Raw genomic sequence first — 15749 nt, 5'->3', positions numbered from 1 at the left:
GGCCCGGCTACTTCGCCGCAACCTTCTCCGGCGGCGTCAGCAAATGCTCCAGCATGCGGCGCGCGTTGAGCGGCAGGTCTTCCGACGAACGCACGCAGGCCATCAGCGTGCGCTCGGCCCATGCGTCGCTCAGCCCGGCGCGCGCGATCTTCATCGAGCGGGCGCAGCGCACGGCCGCGGTCTGCGGCACGATGCCCACGCCGATGCCGTGCTCGACCATGCCGCACACCGCTTCGAAGTTGCGCACGCGCACGCGGTAGGCCAGCTGCTTGCCCATAGCGCGGGCATGCTGCGTGACCAGCCGCTGCAGCGCGCTGTCCTCGGTCAGGCCGACGAATTCGCTGTCGGCCACCTCGGCCAGGTGCACGCGGCGCCGTCCGGCCAGCGCATGCCCGCGCGGCATCACGAGCACGAGGTCGTCGCGGCGGAAGGGGTGGCACTCGAGGCCCTCGGTGCTGACCGCGTCCGAAACGATGCCGATGTCGCACAGGCCCGCACGCAGCGCCTCCACAGAATCGGGGCTCGGCCGCTCTTCCAGGTCGACCGAGATGCGCGGGTGCTGCGCGAGAAAGCGGCTCAGCACTTCGGGCAGGTGTTCGTTCAGCGCCGAGGTGCCGCACATGAATCGCACGTGGCCCTTGAGGCCCTGGCCGTATTCGCCAAGCTCGCCGCGCATGCGTTCCATCTGCTGCAGCACGACGCGGGCATGGTGCAGCAGCGTGCGGCCCGCCTCGGTGGGGCGCACGCCCTGCGCGTGCCGTGTGAGCAGCGGGCTGCCGAGCGCGTCTTCCATGCCGCGCACGCGTTGGCTCGCCGAAGCGAGCGTCATGTGCGAACGCTGTGCGCCGGCGGTGAGGCTGCCGGCCTCCACAACGTGAAGAAACAGCCGAAGGTCTGTGAGGTCGAATCGCATGGTGAGCCCGCAAGGTAGCACGGGAGCCTCAGTCTGTGCCTGAGGCCGGCTGCGCCAAAGCCGCATTTGCAGGCGCGGGCCTCGCCGGCAGACTGGGCATCGATGGAAATATCGAACCAACTGGCCGGTCACTGGCTTGCCGCCGCCGCTGTGTTTCTGCTGGCCGGCACGGTCAAGGGGGTGATTGGGCTCGGCCTGCCGACGGTGGCGATGGCGCTGCTCGCGCTCTGGATGCCACCGGCCCAGGCAGCCGCCTTGCTGATCGTGCCGTCGCTGGTTACCAATATTTGGCAGACCGGGCCGCGCGCGACTTTCAAGCCGGTGCTGCGCCGCATCGGCGGCATGCAGGCCGGCATCGTGGCGGGCACTCTTGGCGGCGCGTTGTGGCTTGGCGTGCCCGGGGGCGCATGGGCGTCGGTGGCGCTCGGGGTGGCGCTGGTGGCCTATGCGCTGTGGGGGCTCACGGGCCGGCAACTGCATGTGCCGCCGGGGCGTGAGCGCTGGCTCGGCCCTGTCGTGGGCGCGGCAACAGGCCTGGTCACCGCGGTGACCGGCGTGTTCGCAATGCCGGCCGTGCCTTATATGCAGGCTTTGGGATTCCAGCGCGATGCGCTGATTCAGGCGATGGGCATTTCATTCACCACGTCGACCGTGGTGCTCGCCATCGGGCTGGCGGGCAACGGGGAGTATCCGGTGTCGGCGCTCGGCGGCTCCATCGCGATGTTGCTGCCGGCCATCGGCGGCATGGCGCTGGGCACGTGGCTGCGCAAGCGGTTGCCCGTGGCGGTGTTCCGGCGCTGCTTCCTGGCCGGGCTGGCGCTGCTGGGGTTCTATATGGTGGTGCGCGCGCTGGGGTGAGGCTCTTACCGCCCGGCGCCGCCGGCAGTGGAGCCTCAGGCTGCGAGCAAGGCTTCGCGAACGCGCTCGATGGCTTGCCGGTAGGGCAGGGTGAAGTTCTCGACGTCGTCGCCCTGCGCCAGCCAGCTGAACGAGAACACCAGGCCGTCTTCTTCCGGACTGCCCATGGCCACGTGGTCGAAGCTTTCGGGCAGAGGCGCTTCGGCGCGCATCAGGAACAGGTGCCACAGCTGCGGATGGCGCAGTGTGTTGCCCTCGGTGCCGGCCTCGCAGTCGCGGTGCAGCGTGCCGAGCGATTGCAGCTCGCCGACGTGGTCGATGCCCGATTCCTCGAGCAGTTCGCGGCGCACCGCCACCTCGGGTGATTCGCCGGGCTCGATGGTGCCCTTGGGCAACTGCATGTTCCCGTCGCCGGGATGGCGGAACACCAGCAGCCGGCCCCGTGCATCGACGAGGCAGGCGCAGGCTTTCAGGACGGTGGTGGCGCAGCCGCCGTCGCTCATCAGGCGCCTGCGAGGGCGGCCTTGACCGCCGCGCTCACCTGGCCCATGTCGGCCTTGCCGGCGAGGCGGGTCTTGACCGCGCCCATCACCTTGCCCATGTCGCCCGGGCCCTTGGCACCCAGTTCGGCCACGATGGCTTTCACCTCGGTGGCCACTTCGTCGGCGCTCATGCGCTGCGGCAGGTACACCTCGAGCACCTTGATCTCGGCGGATTCCTTGTCGGCCAGGTCGGTGCGGCCGCCGGTGGTGAAGGCGGCGATCGAGTCCTTGCGCTGCTTGACCATCTTGTCGACGATGGCAACGATCATGGCGTCGTCGAGCTCCACGCGCTCGTCGACTTCCTTCTGCTTCAGGGCGGCCATCAGCAGGCGGATGGTGCCAAGGCGCTCCGAGTCCTTGGCGCGCATCGCGGTCTTCATGTCTTCGGTGATCTGTTCCTTGAGGCTCATGCTCGGGGCTCCTGGTTCGGAAAAAACAAAAGCCGCGGCAGGTTTCCCTGGCGCGGCTGAGGCAGCAATCGGGTCGCTGGGCCGACTTGCGTCAAAGGCCGGCGACCCTGTTGCCAACGGGCATCAGTACAGCTTCTTGGGGAGCTGCATGCTGCGCACGCGCTTGTAGTGGCGCTTGACGGCGGCTGCCTTCTTGCGCTTGCGCTCGGCGGTCGGCTTTTCGTAGAACTCGCGGGCACGCAGGTCGGTCAGCAGGCCGAGCTTTTCGATGGTGCGCTTGAAGCGGCGCAGGGCGACGTCGAAAGGCTCGTTTTCTTTAACGCGGATGGTGGTCATTGATGAATCGTTGAACTGAATTTGGCTCGGGGAGATCGAGGCCCCAAGCCGGGGTTCCTCAACTGAAAATTTTTGCGGCCGTTGAGGGAAGGCCAAAGTTAGCCCGCGATTATAGCGCGGTTGCGCACGCATGTGCGCTCGCCCAGGCCCATTGAAAGTTGTATCCGCCCAACCATCCGGTCACATCGACCACTTCGCCGATGAAATAAAGGCCCGGCTGCTTGGATTCCATCGTTTGGGACGACAAATCGCGGGTGTCGACCCCGCCCGCGGTGACTTCGGCCTTCTTGTAGCCCTCGGTGCCGCTGGGGGTGATCTGCCAGCGGGCAATGCGCTCGGCCAGGGCCGCCAGCGCCTTGTCAGCGGCCTCGTTGACCGGGCGCTGCAGGGCGGGGTCTTGCCCCACCCAGGCGTCTGCCAGCCGGGACGGCACCAGCGCCGCCAGTTCGTTGGCAATGCGCTTCTTCGAGCGGAGCTTGGCTTCGCCCAGGGCTTCGGCCACGTTCACGCCCGGTGCAAAGTCGAGCGTCAGCGGGGTTCCGGGCTTCCAGTAGCTCGAAATCTGCAGCACGGCCGGGCCTGAGAGGCCGCGGTGCGTGAACAGCAGGTCTTCGAGGAAGGCCATCTTTTCTTTCTTGGCACCGGTCTCGATGCGCACCGGCAGCGCCAGCCCGGCCAGTTCGGCATACGGCGCCCAGGCTTCGCCGCCGAAGGTCAGCGGCACCAGGGCGGGGCGGGGCGCAATCACGCGCAGGCCGAACTGCTCGGCCAGGCGATAGCCGAAATCGCTGGCGCCGATCTGCGGAATCGACAGGCCGCCGGTGGCGACCACCAGCTTGGGCGTTTCGATGGGGCCCTTGCTGCTATCGATTTGGTAGCTGCCTGGCCCCGCCGAGCCGTTTTCAGCCGGCGAGAACGCGATCTTCCCAAGCTTGCAAGGCTGCCAGCGCGTGACATTGCCTGCCTCGCACTCGGCCAGCAGCATGTCGACGATTTGCTGCGAAGAGCCGTCGCAGAACAGTTGCCCCCTGTGCTTCTCGTGAAAGGCGATGCCGTGCTTTTGCACCAGCTCGATGAATTGTTGCGGCGCATAGCGCGAGAGCGCCGAGCGGCAGAAATTCGGGTTGTCGCCGATGAAGTGGCGCTGCGGGGCGCGCACGTCGAGATCGCGGTTGGTGAAGTTGGCGCGGCCGCCGCCCGAGATGCGGATCTTCTCGCCGACCTTCTCGCTGTGGTCGACCAGCAGCACCTTGAGCCCGCGCTGGCCCGCCAGCCCGGCGCAGAACAGCCCGGCCGCACCGGCGCCGACCACGACGACATCGAACTGGAAAGGAGCGCTCAAACCGGTACGAGGGAGATCAGGGGCCATCGGCCGCAAGAAGCGGCGGCGCGTTGTACTTCAGGTGCCCGACGTAGCGCAGCGGCTGCGTCGCGGCAATCGAGGGCACGTCGCCCTCGCGCATGTGCAGCAGGTCGGCCGGGCTCACCCAGCGTGGGTCGGCGTCGGTGATCGGCATGCCGGCCTGGCGGTAGGCTTCGAGCACGAACTGCGAGCAGAAGAACTGGTCGTCGCGGCTCGCGCCCAGCTGCACCATGGCCATGCCGCTGATGCAATAGTGGCTCACGGCCGAAGGTATCAGCGGCAGCTCGCACAGGCGCCGGTTCAGCACGAAAGGCGCGTTCAGCAGCACGCCGGTGGTGTTGTAGCGGGTGCCGACCTGCGAGTTGGCCCAGGCGCGTAGCTTTTCGACCCCCGCGGCATCGAGCCCGGGCACGCGAAAGGCGACGACCATCTGTTCTTCGTCCACCACATCAGCCACCCGCCGTGCGCGCACGCCGGTGCCCACGGCTTCGGCAATCAGTCCGTCGCCCAGGTACAGCACCGCATGGCTCACCGGCGAGAAGGTGCCAAGGCGAATGCCGAAGGAATTGACCGTGGCGATCGAGGTCAGCAGGATGTCGCCGGGCTGCAGCGCATCGGCGGCGATGAGCTCGCCGCCGTTGCCGGGCGCAATGACCGAGCTTTGCACGCGCAGGCGCAACCCGGTGTCCTTGGAGGGCAGGTCCACTCGCGTGGCGCACGCCGTAAGCAGCAGCGCGGCGGTGGCCGCCGCCATGAGAAGGGCGGTACGCATCATCCTTTCCAGACGAACGGGAACTTCAGTTGCTTGAAGAAGCCGTTGGGCACGTAGTCGCCGAGCACGCCGTATTTTTCGGGCCAGAGCTTGGTGCTCTTCACCGCGGTGCCGAAGATGTAGTCAAGAAAGGCGTAGTGCGCCGAATAGTTCTTGTCGAGCGCCTCGACGTCCTGGCTGTGGTGCCAGTGGTGGAAGTTGGGCGTCACGATGATGTAGCGCAGCGGGCCGAGCCGAACGCTCACGTTGCAGTGGTTGAACACCGCCTGGAACCCCACCACCACGATGTACGCGTCGATCACTTCCTTCGAAAAGCCGAACACGTAGATCGGCGCGAGCACCAGCGTGCGCGTGATCAGCAGCTCGAGAATGTGCTGGCGCGAGCCGGCCATCCAGTCCATGCTTTTCACGCTGTGGTGCACCGCATGAAGGCGCCAGAGCACCGGCACCTCGTGATAGGCGCGGTGGGTCCAGTACTGCACCAGGTCGGCCACCAGGATGATCAGCAGCAGCCCGGCCCAGAACGGCAGGTTGCCCACCCAGCCGCGAATGCCGTCGTTGGCCGCCCAGCCGAAGAACTTGTGCACCATCAGGTTCGTGGCCAGCAGCACGAAGCCCACGATCATGTGGTTGACCACAAAGTGGTGGAAGTCGGTTTGCCACTCGGCGCGAAAAACCGGCTGGTCCTTGCGCAGCGCGAACAGCTTCTCGATGAAGATGAAGATCAGCGAGGAGCCCAGCAGGTCGAGAATGAACCAGTCGAGGCCGATGTACGGCGTGTTGTCGGCAAAGTCGTTCACCGGCACCTTGTGCCCGCCGAGCAGCGCGGCCGCGGCCACCAGCAAGAATGCGGCCGAAGAGAGCCAGCGCGAGCGGTTGAAGATGATGTTGACCAGCGCCAGCCCGCCCGAGACGACCATGGCCGCCAGCAGGATGAAACGCATCACGTCGACGTTGTAGCTGCGGCGCAACTCCGGCGTTGTGAGGTACTGCGGAAAGTGGAACGCCAGCACACCCAGGAAACACAGGATGCCCAGGCTCAGGGCGATGGTTCCGGTGACCAGGCCGCGGCCGCGCTGCAGCTCGCCATGGTTCTGGGTGAATTCGTTGAGTTTGTCGATGTCGAGCATTCCCGCCTCTCTCACGTTGTTTGCGCTTTTGTTGGAGCGCGATTTTAGGCGGCCGTAGGAAAACGCCCACGTCCGCCAAAAGGTCTAGACGCGGCGCCGGTCTTCGGCGCTACCGCGGCCGAACGGCACGCCGGCGCAGCAGCGCAGCCGCGCCCAGGGCCACGGCCATCACCAGCAGGGACACGACGGTGGTCACCGTGCCCAGCGCATAGATCGACGGCGTGGTCACGGTCGAGGTGAGGCCCTGCAACTCGAGCGGCAGCGTGTTGACGTCGCCGATGGCCTGAGAAGTGCGGGCAATCTCGTCCCACGACAGGGTGAAGCCGAACATGCCGATGCCGACGATGGAAGGGCCGATCAGCGGAAGCACCACGTGGCGGAAGGTCTGCCAGGGCGTGGCACCCAGATCGCGCGCGGCTTCTTCGTAGGCGGGGTTGAAGCGGTTGAACACCGCGAACATGATGAGCAGGCCGAAGGGCAGGGTCCAGGTCAGATGGGCCCCGAGCGCTGAACTGAACAGGCCGAGCGCGGTGCCGTAGCCTTCGAGCAGGGTGGTGGCGTCCATGGCCTCGAGCAGGCTCTTCACGCCGGTGTCGATGAGCCGGAACTGCAGGCCGATGCCGAGCGAAATGATGATGGACGGCATGATGAGGCTCGCGACCGTCACGAAGAAGAGGGCGTTGCTGCCGGCGAGCTTCTTGCGGAACGCGAGGCCGGCCAGCACCGAGAGCACCACGGTGAACGCCATCACCACAGCACCCAGCGCGAGCGAGCGCCTGAATGCGGCGCCGATATCGACAGTGCCCAGGCCCTCGGCCAGTTTGTAGAACCAGTGCAGCGAGACGCCGCGCAGCGGAAAGGTGAGGCCGCCTTCGGGGCCCTGGAAGCTCAGGATGAAGATCGTGATCATCGGGCCGTAGAGGAACAGCACGAAGAGGGCGAACACGATTGCGAGGGGCCAGAAGCCTGGGCTGCGTTGTTCTCCTATGCGTTGGGTCATTTGTGTTTTTCCTTCAGGGCGTGTGCAAAGGTCACCGGGTACTCCCCTCCGCGAATGTCCCCGGGGGCTGCGCCCCTCCTCCTTTATTTCGCTGCGCGGAGCACCCGATGCCCTGTGCACTTGGGCACGCTGCTGGTGTACCGCCGATCAACCACCGCTCTGTGCAACGCACCCGTCGATGGGGTGCCTTGCGCAGCGAAATAAAGGAGGAGGCCGCAGGCCGGGGGACATTCGCGGAGAAAGGTACCCCGTCGGCGGGTGCGCGCCCCGAACAGCGGCGTTCAGCACCATCAACGCGAAGGATGACAAAGCAAGGCTTCATCTCAAAGCTCCTTGCGAATATCGACAAGCCGGGTGAGCCCCCAGATGATCATCAGCACCACCGCCAACAGAATCATCGCGTTGGCCGCAGCCAGCGGAAATTGCAGGTACGAGGTCTGCACCTGGATGATCTTGCCGATCGATGCGATCTGCTGGCCGCCCATGACGCCGATGGTCACGAAGTCGCCCATCACGATGGTGATCACGAAGATCGAGCCGATCAGGATGCCGGTGCGCGACAGCGGCACCACCACGTTCCACAGCGTCTGCCAGCCCGAGGCGCCCGCGTCGCTGGCTGCTTCGAGCAGCGAGCGGTCGATGCGCATCATGCTGTTGAAGATCGGCACGATCATGAACATCGTGTAGAGGTGCACGAAGGCGAGCACCACTGAAAAATCGGAGAACAGCAGCCACTCGACCGGCTGCTCCACCAGGCCAAGCCCGGTCAACATCTGGTTGACCAGCCCGTTGCGGCCCAAGAGAGGAACCCACGAAATCATACGGATCACGTTCGAGGTCCAGAACGGCACCGTGCACAGCACGAAGAGCACCGTCTGCATGGTCGACGAGCGCACGTGGAAAGCGAGAAAGTACGCGACCGAAAACCCGATGAGCAGCGTGATGCCCCACACCAGCAGGCAGAACTTGAAAGTGCTCAGGTAGGTGTTGAGCGTGACGCACAAATCGCCGTTGTCGGTGAGCTGCGAGCAGCCCTCGAACAGACTCGCGTAGTTGCGCAGAGTTACCGCCGGGATCAGCTCGTACTCGTTGAAGTTCCACAGGCTCACCATGGCGATGAGCGCCAGCGGAATCAAGAAGAACAGCAAGAAAACCAGCGCGAACGGCGCCGCCTGCCACCATGCCTTCACGGCATGGACGGACGGGCTGGGCGCGTGCGCGCTGGCGGTTGGAGCGCTCACAGGATCAGGCCGCGACGAACTCGTTCCACTTGCGAACCATGTACTCGTTCTCGTCCATCACCGCGTTCCAGCATGCGATGCCGCCCATGCGCTGCTCATAGCTGCCGCCGTCGCGCACCGCACCGGCCTTGGCCAGCAGGTCGCCGTTCGGGCCCTTGATGTCTTGCGTGGCGGCCTTGCCTTCCATCCAGTAGGCCCACTCATAGGCCTCCATCTTGGCCTTGGCGGTGTCGAGCACCGCGCTGTAGTAGCCCTGGCGGTTGAGGTACGCGCCGGCCCAGCCGTCGAGGAACCAGTTGATGAATTCATACGCGCCGTCGAGCTTCTTGCCCGATAGCGTGGCCGGCAGACCGAAGCCGGCGGCCCAGGCGCGGTAGCCTTCCTTGAGCGGCTGGAAGTTGCAGGCAATGCCTTTGGTGCGCACGGCCGTCACGGCCGGCGACCACATCGACTGGATCACCACCTCGCCCGAAGCCATCAGGTTGACCGACTCGTTGAAGTCCTTCCACAGCGCGCGGAACTGGCCGGCCTTCTTGGCTTCGATCAAGGTCTTGATCGTCAGGTCGATCTCGGCCTTGGTCATGTTGCCCTTGTCCTTGTACTTGTGGATGCCCTTGGCCTCCACCACCATCGCCGCATCCATGATGCCGATCGACGGAATGTTCAAGATGGCCGCCTTGCCCTTGAACTCGGGGTTCAGCAGCTCGGCCCAGGAGCCGATGGGCCGCTTGATCAGGTCGGGGCGAATGCCCAGCGTGTCGGCGTTGTAGACCGTCGGAATGAGCGACATGAATTGCGTGGGCGCGGCGGCGAACTTCTTCGACTTTTCGCCTTCGAGGTAGATCACTTTCTTTGGCGCGGTGCCCTGGTCGCCCACGGCCTTGCCGGCGACTTCGCCCTTGGTGAAGAGCGTGGTGATCTTGTCCGCGTTCTTGATCTTCTTCGTATCGATGCCCTTCAGGTTGCCGGTGGGCACGATCTTCTTGAGCGAGAAGAACTCGGTGTCGATCAGGTCGAAGCTGTTGGGCGCGGTCACGGCGCGCTTGGTCACGTCGTCGGTGGTCACGGCCACGTACTGGATCTCGATGCCGGTGTCGGCCTTGAACTTCTCGGCAATCGCCTTGTCCTGGTTCACCGCCGTGCCCAGGTAGCGCAGCACGATTTTTTCCTGTGCATGCACGAAGGGCGCGATGCCCGTCGCCAGAATGCCGGCGGTGCCTTGCAGCAGGGTGCGGCGCTGGAGGCCGGCGGACGAGTCGATGGGGTCGGTCATGGAAGAGTCTCCGTGGAAAAAAGGTGGCGGATGAACGGAACGGAAAGGGAGGACTACGCTGCCACGGCGAGTGCGCGCGCATCGGCCTCGGCCCATGCAAGGCGCACCGCATCGCCCGGCGCATAGGGGCTTGCCAGAAAGGCGGCTTCGCCCAGCAGCACCGACACGTTCTGGCGCCCGGGCGCAGCGGCTTCGAGTGCAAGCCCGAGCAGCACGTAGGTGCCTTGGTACTCGACGTCGGTGATGGCCGCGGCAATGCCTCCATCGCCGGACGCCGGGGCGATCCGCATGTGGTCGTTGCGCACGGCAATCGGGCCGGCGGGCGTGTCGAACACGTTGTGGCCGCCCATGAAACGCGCCACGAATTCGTTGGCGGGATGGTTGTAGATCTGGTGGGGCGAGCCGACCTGTTCGATCACGCCGTGGTTCATCACCACCATGGTGTCGGCCAGCGCCATCGCTTCTTCCTGCGAGTGCGTCACATGAACGAAAGTCAGCCCCAGCTCCTTCTGCCAGCGACGCAACTCGGCGCGCATCTGGATGCGCAAGAAGGGGTCGAGCGCCGAGAGCGGCTCGTCGAGCAGCAGCACGCGCGGCTCGGTAATGAGCGCGCGCGCCAGTGCCACGCGCTGCTGCTGGCCGCCGGAGAGTTCGCCGGGCTTGCGGTCTGCCAGATGGCCCATCGCCACGCGCTCGAGCAAGTCGCGCGCACGCTTCTGGCGCTCGGCCTTGCCTGTGCCTTTCATCTTGAGGCTGAACGCCACGTTGTCCACCGCCGAGAGGTGCGGGAACAGCGCAAAGCTCTGGAACATCATCGCCGTGCCGCGCGGCGGCGGGCAGGTTGGTGATGTTGCGGTTGTCCAGCAGGATGTCGCCGCTGGTGACGGACTCATGCCCCGCGATCATCCGCAGCGTGGTGCTCTTGCCGCAACCTGACGGGCCCAGCAGGCAGCAGTAGCTGCCGCTCGCAATGCGCAGGTCGATCTGGTCGACCGCGGGCGGTGTGCCGGCGGCGTAGCGCTTGCTCAGGGCAACAATTTCAACGGCGGCGGGTGGAGGCGTGGCGACGACAGTCATTGGCCGGCGCCGCACACGGAAAACGATCGAAAAACGAGCATGCTGGCGTTAAGCACGCTCCATGCCACCCGGGTGCTAACGCGCCCTCTGCGGGCCCATGCAAAAGGCCGGGCTCAGCAGGCTTTGCTTGGAGAACGGCTCGGGCTTGCCGAGCTTTCTCTTTCCGTCAGTCAGGTCAGGTGCCGAACCGGCCGGAGTCCGAGCCCACCGGCAGCGCCGCAGCAGCCAGCCCTCGCAACACATCGCCCACCACGATGACCGCGGGGCTCGCCAGCCCGGCTTCGGCAATGCAGGCCTGCAGCCGGTCGAGCGTGGCCGTGATGTGGCGCTGCTGCGGCAGGCTCGCGTGCTGGATGACCGCAACGGGCGTGTCGCCGGGCAGTCCCTGCAGCAGTTCGCGTTCGATGTGGCCCGCGCCCGCCACGCCCATGTAGATCACCAGCGTGAGCCGCGCGCTGTGCGCGGTGGCGGCCAGCGCACGCCAGTCGGTGGCGTCTTCATGGGCGCTGGCGCCGGTCTTGGCGTGGCCGGTGACGAACACCACGCCCTGTGCGTGGTCGCGGTGCGTGAGCGGCACGCCCAGGGAGGTGACGGCGGCAAGGCCGGCGGTGATGCCGTTGATGACCGTGCATTCGATGCCGGCTTCGCGCAGGTGCTCGACCTCTTCGCCACCGCGGCCAAAGATGAACGGATCGCCACCCTTGAGGCGCACCACGGTTTCGCCTTCGCGCACCGCGGTGATCATGAGCCGCTCGATGAACGCCTGCGGCGTGCTCTTGCAGCCGCCGCGCTTGCCCACGTGCACGATGCGCGCATCGGGCCGCGCATACGAAGCCAGGATGCTCTCGCTCACGAGGTCGTCCACCAGCAGCACGGTGGCGGCCTGGATCGCCTTCACGGCCTTGATGGTCAGCAGCTCGGGGTCGCCGGGGCCGGCGCCCACCAGCGTGCAGCTTCCGGCGGTGAATGGAGATGTGGGTGCGTTCATGCGTGGGCTGCCAGTTGCGTGATGTGCCTGACCTGGGTGGCAATGGCTTCCGGCACAGGAAGCTCGCCATTCAACACGCGGCGCGTGTAGTCGGCCGTGGTCGCGACGTCGATCTCTTTCGGCAGCCCCGGCACCTCGTTCGACGTGCCGGCAGCCTGGGCCTGCAGCTCGCTGCGCAGGCCGCGCACAAAGCCGTCGATCTGCGCGGTGCGGCGCGGGTCGGAGACCACTTCGCCTTCGAGCCCGCGTGAGAGCAGGGCGGTCATGCCCATGAGCTCGAAAGTCTCTGCCATGGTGCGCGCGTATTCCGGATGGGTGTAGCTTGCCACGACCACGCAGGGGCCGGTGGTCGGCTGCATCAGCTTGACCACGCTGTGGCCAGGGTTGCGCAGGCCCACCGCGCGGCGCACGTCGAGCAGCCGCTTGAGCGCGTGGTTGAGCAGCTCGGTCGGTGCAAAGCCAACCTCGCCGGACGGGATTTTTCGGATGGCGGTGAGCATGGGGATGTCCAATGCCTCCAGCACGTTCGATGCCAGCACGCGCGATGTTTCGGTGGCGCTGCCGTGCACCAGCACCGGCAAGCCTTCGCGGGCGAGCAGCAGGGCGAGCAGCGGCGTAAGCACCGGCAGCTTGCGCGCGCCGTTGTAGCTCGGCAGCACGATGAGCGGGCGGTCGGCGGCCGGAACGTGGTTGAGCCGCGCATGCGTCGCATCGAGAAAACCGGCCATCTCTTCAGGCGTTTCGCCCTTGATGCGCATGGCCAGGCAGAAGCCGCCGATTTCCAGGTCGGTGACGGTGCCGTCCAGCACCTGGCCGAACAGGTCCGTGGCCTGCTCGCGCGTGAGCGGCTTGGCGCCTCGTGCGCCGCGGCCGATTTCCTTGATGTATTGGCTGATTCCCATGGGTGCCCCGATTGTCCCGCAATGCTTATGCCGGAAAGCAAGGCGGCTTATGCCCTCCATGCGCCCTCTACGCACCCTCCGCGAGAACCTCCACCGGCGTTGCCCGCACCATGCGCTTGAGTTCGGGCAGGCAGGAGCCGCAGTTGGTGCCGCATTTGAGCGCGCCTTGCAGCGAGGCCAGCCGCTCCTCGGGCGTGCCGCTGCAGCGGCCCAGTTCACCCTGGATGGCCAGGTCGGTCACGTTGAAGCAGGTGCACACCGTTTGCCCGCGGGACTGCACCGCCACCGGCGCGCGGGCGCCCGGCGACAGCAGGAGCCGGCCATAGGTTTGGGCCGGAATTTCCTCGCGCAGCAAGGTGCCGATCCAGGCCTCGGCGCTGGTGTCGCCGCCCAGCAGGAAGGCTTCGAGCCCTGCATTGCCGTCGGCGCGGCGCACCAGCCGGGCCACGCGGCGCTGGCCGCGTCGGCGGTCGGCGTAGCGCAGGGCATCGCTTGCACCCAGGCCAAGCACGCCTTCGATGCGGTCGACGAGGCTGTCGTCCGGCGTGTCGTGCGCGGCCGCGCGAAAGAGGATGCCGCTGCGCTCTTCGCCCGGCGTGTTGCCCGAGAACGGCACGCAGGTGGCAAACGGAAACATCGCCATCAGCGGCTTGAGCGCCTGCTGCGCGGCAAAGGCGGCATCGGGCGGCAGCCAGGCCATGGCGAGCAGCGACCATGGCAACTCGGCCTTGAGGATCTTGACCGGCGTGTGCTTGAGCTCGGGCTGCTTCGACGTGGGGCAGTAGGCCGGCGTGGTCAGCGCATTGATGCCGGCCAGCGGCGTGCCGGTCGACGAGCAGCCGCTCAGGTATTCCTCGCCCCAGTGCATGGCGACGAAAGCCTGGCTCAGGCCGATCTCGGCGCTGGCGCGCGCGGGCAGCAGGATGGAGCCGCGCTTGGAGGTGAGGTGCACCAGGTCGCCGTCTTTCAGGAGGCGGCGTGCCATGTCCTGCGCGTTCATCTGCACCACCGGCTCGGCCACGTGGCCGAACAGGCGGCCGACCGTGCCGGTGCGGCTCATGCCGTGCCATTGGTCGCGCAGGCGGCCCGTGTTGAGCGAGAAAGGATAGCGCGCCTCGCGCGCCTCGGCCACGGGTTTGTAGACGGTATCGACGAAGCGTGCGCGGCCATCCGGCGTGGGAAAAACGCCGTCTTCGTAGAGCCGGGCGCGGCCGGTGGTCTCGCCTTCTTTCAGCGGCCATTGCTGGGGCCCGGCCGTTTCGAGCATGGTGTAGCTCAGGCCGGTGATGTCGAGGTCACGCCCGCGGGTGGATTCGCGATGCTCGTTCCATACCTGTTCGGCCGAGCCGTAGGGGAACAGCGTGGCCGTCCGGCCGAGCCGCTGTTCGAGGCGGCGTGCAAAGTCGACGGCAATCGACCAGTCGTGGCGTGCCTCGCCGGGCGCAGCCACCGCGGGGCGCACGCGCGAGATGCGGCGCTCGCTGTTGGTCACTGTGCCTTCCTTCTCGCCCCAGGTGGTGGCGGGCAGCAGCAGGTCGGCGAAGGCGCAGGTCGATGTGGTCGAAAAAGCCTCTTGCACCACGACGAATTCGGCGCGCTCGAGGGCGCGGCGCACCGTGGCCTGGTCGGGCATCGATTGGGCGGGGTTGGTGCAGGCAATCCACAGCGCGCGGATCTCTCCGTCGGCGGCGGCCTGGAACATCTCGACCGCGGTCTTGCCGGGCTTCTCGGGCACGGAGGGCAGGTTCCACAGCGCCGCCACTTCCGCGCGGTGCGCGGGGTTGGCCAGGTCGCGGTGCGCGCTCAGCAGGTTGGCCAGGCCGCCCACTTCGCGCCCGCCCATGGCGTTGGGCTGGCCGGTGAGCGAGAACGGGCCGGCGCCGGGCTTGCCGATGTGGCCGGTGGCCAGGTGCAAGTTGATCAGCGCCGCATTCTTGGCGGTGCCGCTGGACGACTGGTTGAGGCCCTGGCAATACAGGCTCAGCGTGGCGGGCGAAGTTGCGAACATGCGTGCCGCGGCAAGCAGGTCTTCCTTCGAGATGCCGCAGATCTGCGCCACCTTGTCGGGCGTGCATTCGCGCACCGTGGCCTTCAATGCATCGAAGCCCGTGGTGTGGGCCGCGATATAGCGGTTGTCGGTCCAGCCTTCCCACAGCATCAGGTGCAGCATGCCGTTGAACAGCATGACATCGGTGCCGGGCTGGATGGGCAGGAACAGGTCGGCAATTTCCACCGTGTCGGTGCGGCGCGGATCGGCCACGATGATCTTCATGCCCGGGTTGGCGGCCTTCGCGTCCTCGATGCGGCGAAAAAGAATCGGGTGCGCCCAAGCGGCGTTGCTGCCCACGATGAAAAGGCACTCGGCATGCTTCAGGTCGTCATAGCAGGCGGGCGGCGCATCGGCGCCCAGCGTCTGCTTGTAGCCGGCCACCGCGCTGCTCATGCACAGGCGCGAGTTGGTGTCGATGTTGTTGGTGCCGATCAAACCCTTGGCGAGTTTGTTGAAGACGTAGTAGTCCTCGGTGAGCAACTGGCCCGAGACATAGAAGCCCACGGCGTCGGGCCCGTGGTCGCGAATGACCTGCGCGAACTTGTCGACTGCGCCGTCGAGCGCGGTGTTCCACGCCACGGGTGCCGGCTCGGCGCCGCGCGCGGCGCGCTGCATCGGCTGCAGCAGCCGCGTCTGGCGTGTGACCGTGGCTGTTGCCGTGAGGTGCAGTGTCGAGCCCTTGGTGCAAAGGCGCCCGAAGTTGGCCGGGTGGTCGGGGTCCCCGCGCACGCCGGTGATCTGCGCGCCGTCGGATTCGATGATCACACCGCAGCCCACGCCGCAATAGGGGCAGGTGGAGCGAGTCTCAGCCATGGTTGGATAAGAGAAGGAGGTTGCGGCGTCCACATGCGCCGCGAAGCGGACCGCCGAAGGCGTGTCCGCAGCCCACGCCGC

At 66.5% G+C, this 15749-nt stretch carries 14 protein-coding genes and 1 pseudogene; 1 reads left to right on the top strand and 14 read right to left on the bottom strand.

Annotation, left to right across the window (positions count from 1 at the left end):
* Positions 1–7: 7 nt before the first annotated feature.
* The gene (locus tag M0765_RS28695; RefSeq protein WP_258508043.1) at positions 8–913 is read right to left on the bottom strand and encodes a LysR family transcriptional regulator; all 906 of its coding nucleotides are present in this window, start codon (positions 911–913) and stop codon (positions 8–10) included.
* A gap of 102 nt (positions 914–1015) precedes the next feature.
* Between M0765_RS28695 and M0765_RS28690 the strand changes: the two genes are divergently transcribed.
* A complete protein-coding gene (locus M0765_RS28690; protein ID WP_258508042.1) occupies positions 1016–1771 on the top strand; it encodes a sulfite exporter TauE/SafE family protein in 756 nt (251 codons plus the stop codon).
* A gap of 35 nt (positions 1772–1806) precedes the next feature.
* Here M0765_RS28690 and M0765_RS28685 read toward each other — a convergent pair whose 3' ends face one another.
* From M0765_RS28685 to M0765_RS28625, 13 genes and pseudogenes are all read right to left on the bottom strand, one after another.
* Complete coding sequence (locus M0765_RS28685) at positions 1807–2274, bottom strand: NUDIX domain-containing protein (protein WP_258508040.1); 468 nt, start codon at positions 2272–2274, stop codon at positions 1807–1809.
* Positions 2274–2723: a GatB/YqeY domain-containing protein gene (locus M0765_RS28680; protein WP_258508035.1), complete on the bottom strand. Its 450-nt coding sequence runs from the start codon at positions 2721–2723 to the stop codon at positions 2274–2276. Before M0765_RS28680 ends, M0765_RS28685 begins: the two co-directional genes overlap by 1 nt.
* Before the next feature lie 123 nt (positions 2724–2846).
* Positions 2847–3059, bottom strand: a complete 213-nt coding sequence (rpsU, locus tag M0765_RS28675; protein ID WP_007833691.1) for a 30S ribosomal protein S21 — start codon at positions 3057–3059, stop codon at positions 2847–2849.
* Between the two features lie 109 nt (positions 3060–3168).
* Entirely contained in the window at positions 3169–4401 is a 1233-nt protein-coding gene (locus M0765_RS28670) for an NAD(P)/FAD-dependent oxidoreductase (RefSeq protein ID WP_258508027.1), read from the bottom strand.
* 16 nt (positions 4402–4417) lie between these two features.
* Positions 4418–5197 carry a YaeF family permuted papain-like enzyme gene (locus M0765_RS28665; protein ID WP_258508026.1) on the bottom strand — a complete coding sequence of 260 codons (780 nt, stop codon included), beginning with the start codon at positions 5195–5197 and terminating at the stop codon, positions 4418–4420.
* Positions 5194–6324: a sterol desaturase family protein gene (locus tag M0765_RS28660; protein ID WP_258508018.1), complete on the bottom strand. Its 1131-nt coding sequence runs from the start codon at positions 6322–6324 to the stop codon at positions 5194–5196. The genes M0765_RS28665 and M0765_RS28660 overlap by 4 nt, the downstream gene beginning before the upstream one ends.
* A 109-nt stretch (positions 6325–6433) precedes the next feature.
* On the bottom strand, positions 6434–7324 hold the full coding sequence (locus M0765_RS28655) for an ABC transporter permease (protein WP_258508017.1): 891 nt from the start codon (positions 7322–7324) through the stop codon (positions 6434–6436).
* Positions 7325–7647: 323 nt separating this feature from the next.
* Positions 7648–8565 carry an ABC transporter permease gene (locus M0765_RS28650; protein ID WP_258508015.1) on the bottom strand — a complete coding sequence of 306 codons (918 nt, stop codon included), beginning with the start codon at positions 8563–8565 and terminating at the stop codon, positions 7648–7650.
* Positions 8566–8569: 4 nt separating this feature from the next.
* Positions 8570–9838 (bottom strand): ABC transporter substrate-binding protein, encoded by a 1269-nt coding sequence (locus M0765_RS28645; RefSeq protein ID WP_258508013.1) that lies wholly within the window; start codon positions 9836–9838, stop codon positions 8570–8572.
* A gap of 53 nt (positions 9839–9891) precedes the next feature.
* Positions 9892–10915 (bottom strand): annotated as a pseudogene (locus M0765_RS28640) (ABC transporter ATP-binding protein).
* A gap of 175 nt (positions 10916–11090) precedes the next feature.
* Positions 11091–11903, bottom strand: a complete 813-nt coding sequence (cobA, locus tag M0765_RS28635; RefSeq protein ID WP_258508011.1) for a uroporphyrinogen-III C-methyltransferase — start codon at positions 11901–11903, stop codon at positions 11091–11093.
* Complete coding sequence (ybiB, locus tag M0765_RS28630; RefSeq protein ID WP_258508010.1) at positions 11900–12805, bottom strand: DNA-binding protein YbiB; 906 nt, start codon at positions 12803–12805, stop codon at positions 11900–11902. Before ybiB ends, cobA begins: the two co-directional genes overlap by 4 nt.
* A 67-nt stretch (positions 12806–12872) precedes the next feature.
* The gene (locus M0765_RS28625) at positions 12873–15668 is read right to left on the bottom strand and encodes a nitrate reductase (protein ID WP_258508009.1); all 2796 of its coding nucleotides are present in this window, start codon (positions 15666–15668) and stop codon (positions 12873–12875) included.
* Between the last annotated feature and the right edge of the window lie 81 nt (positions 15669–15749).

This window comes from Variovorax sp. S12S4, assembly GCF_023195515.1.
Classification (GTDB): domain Bacteria; phylum Pseudomonadota; class Gammaproteobacteria; order Burkholderiales; family Burkholderiaceae_C; genus Variovorax.
The sequence above is the reverse complement of the archived record's forward strand: the minus strand, read 5'-3'. Positions and strand labels throughout refer to the sequence as shown.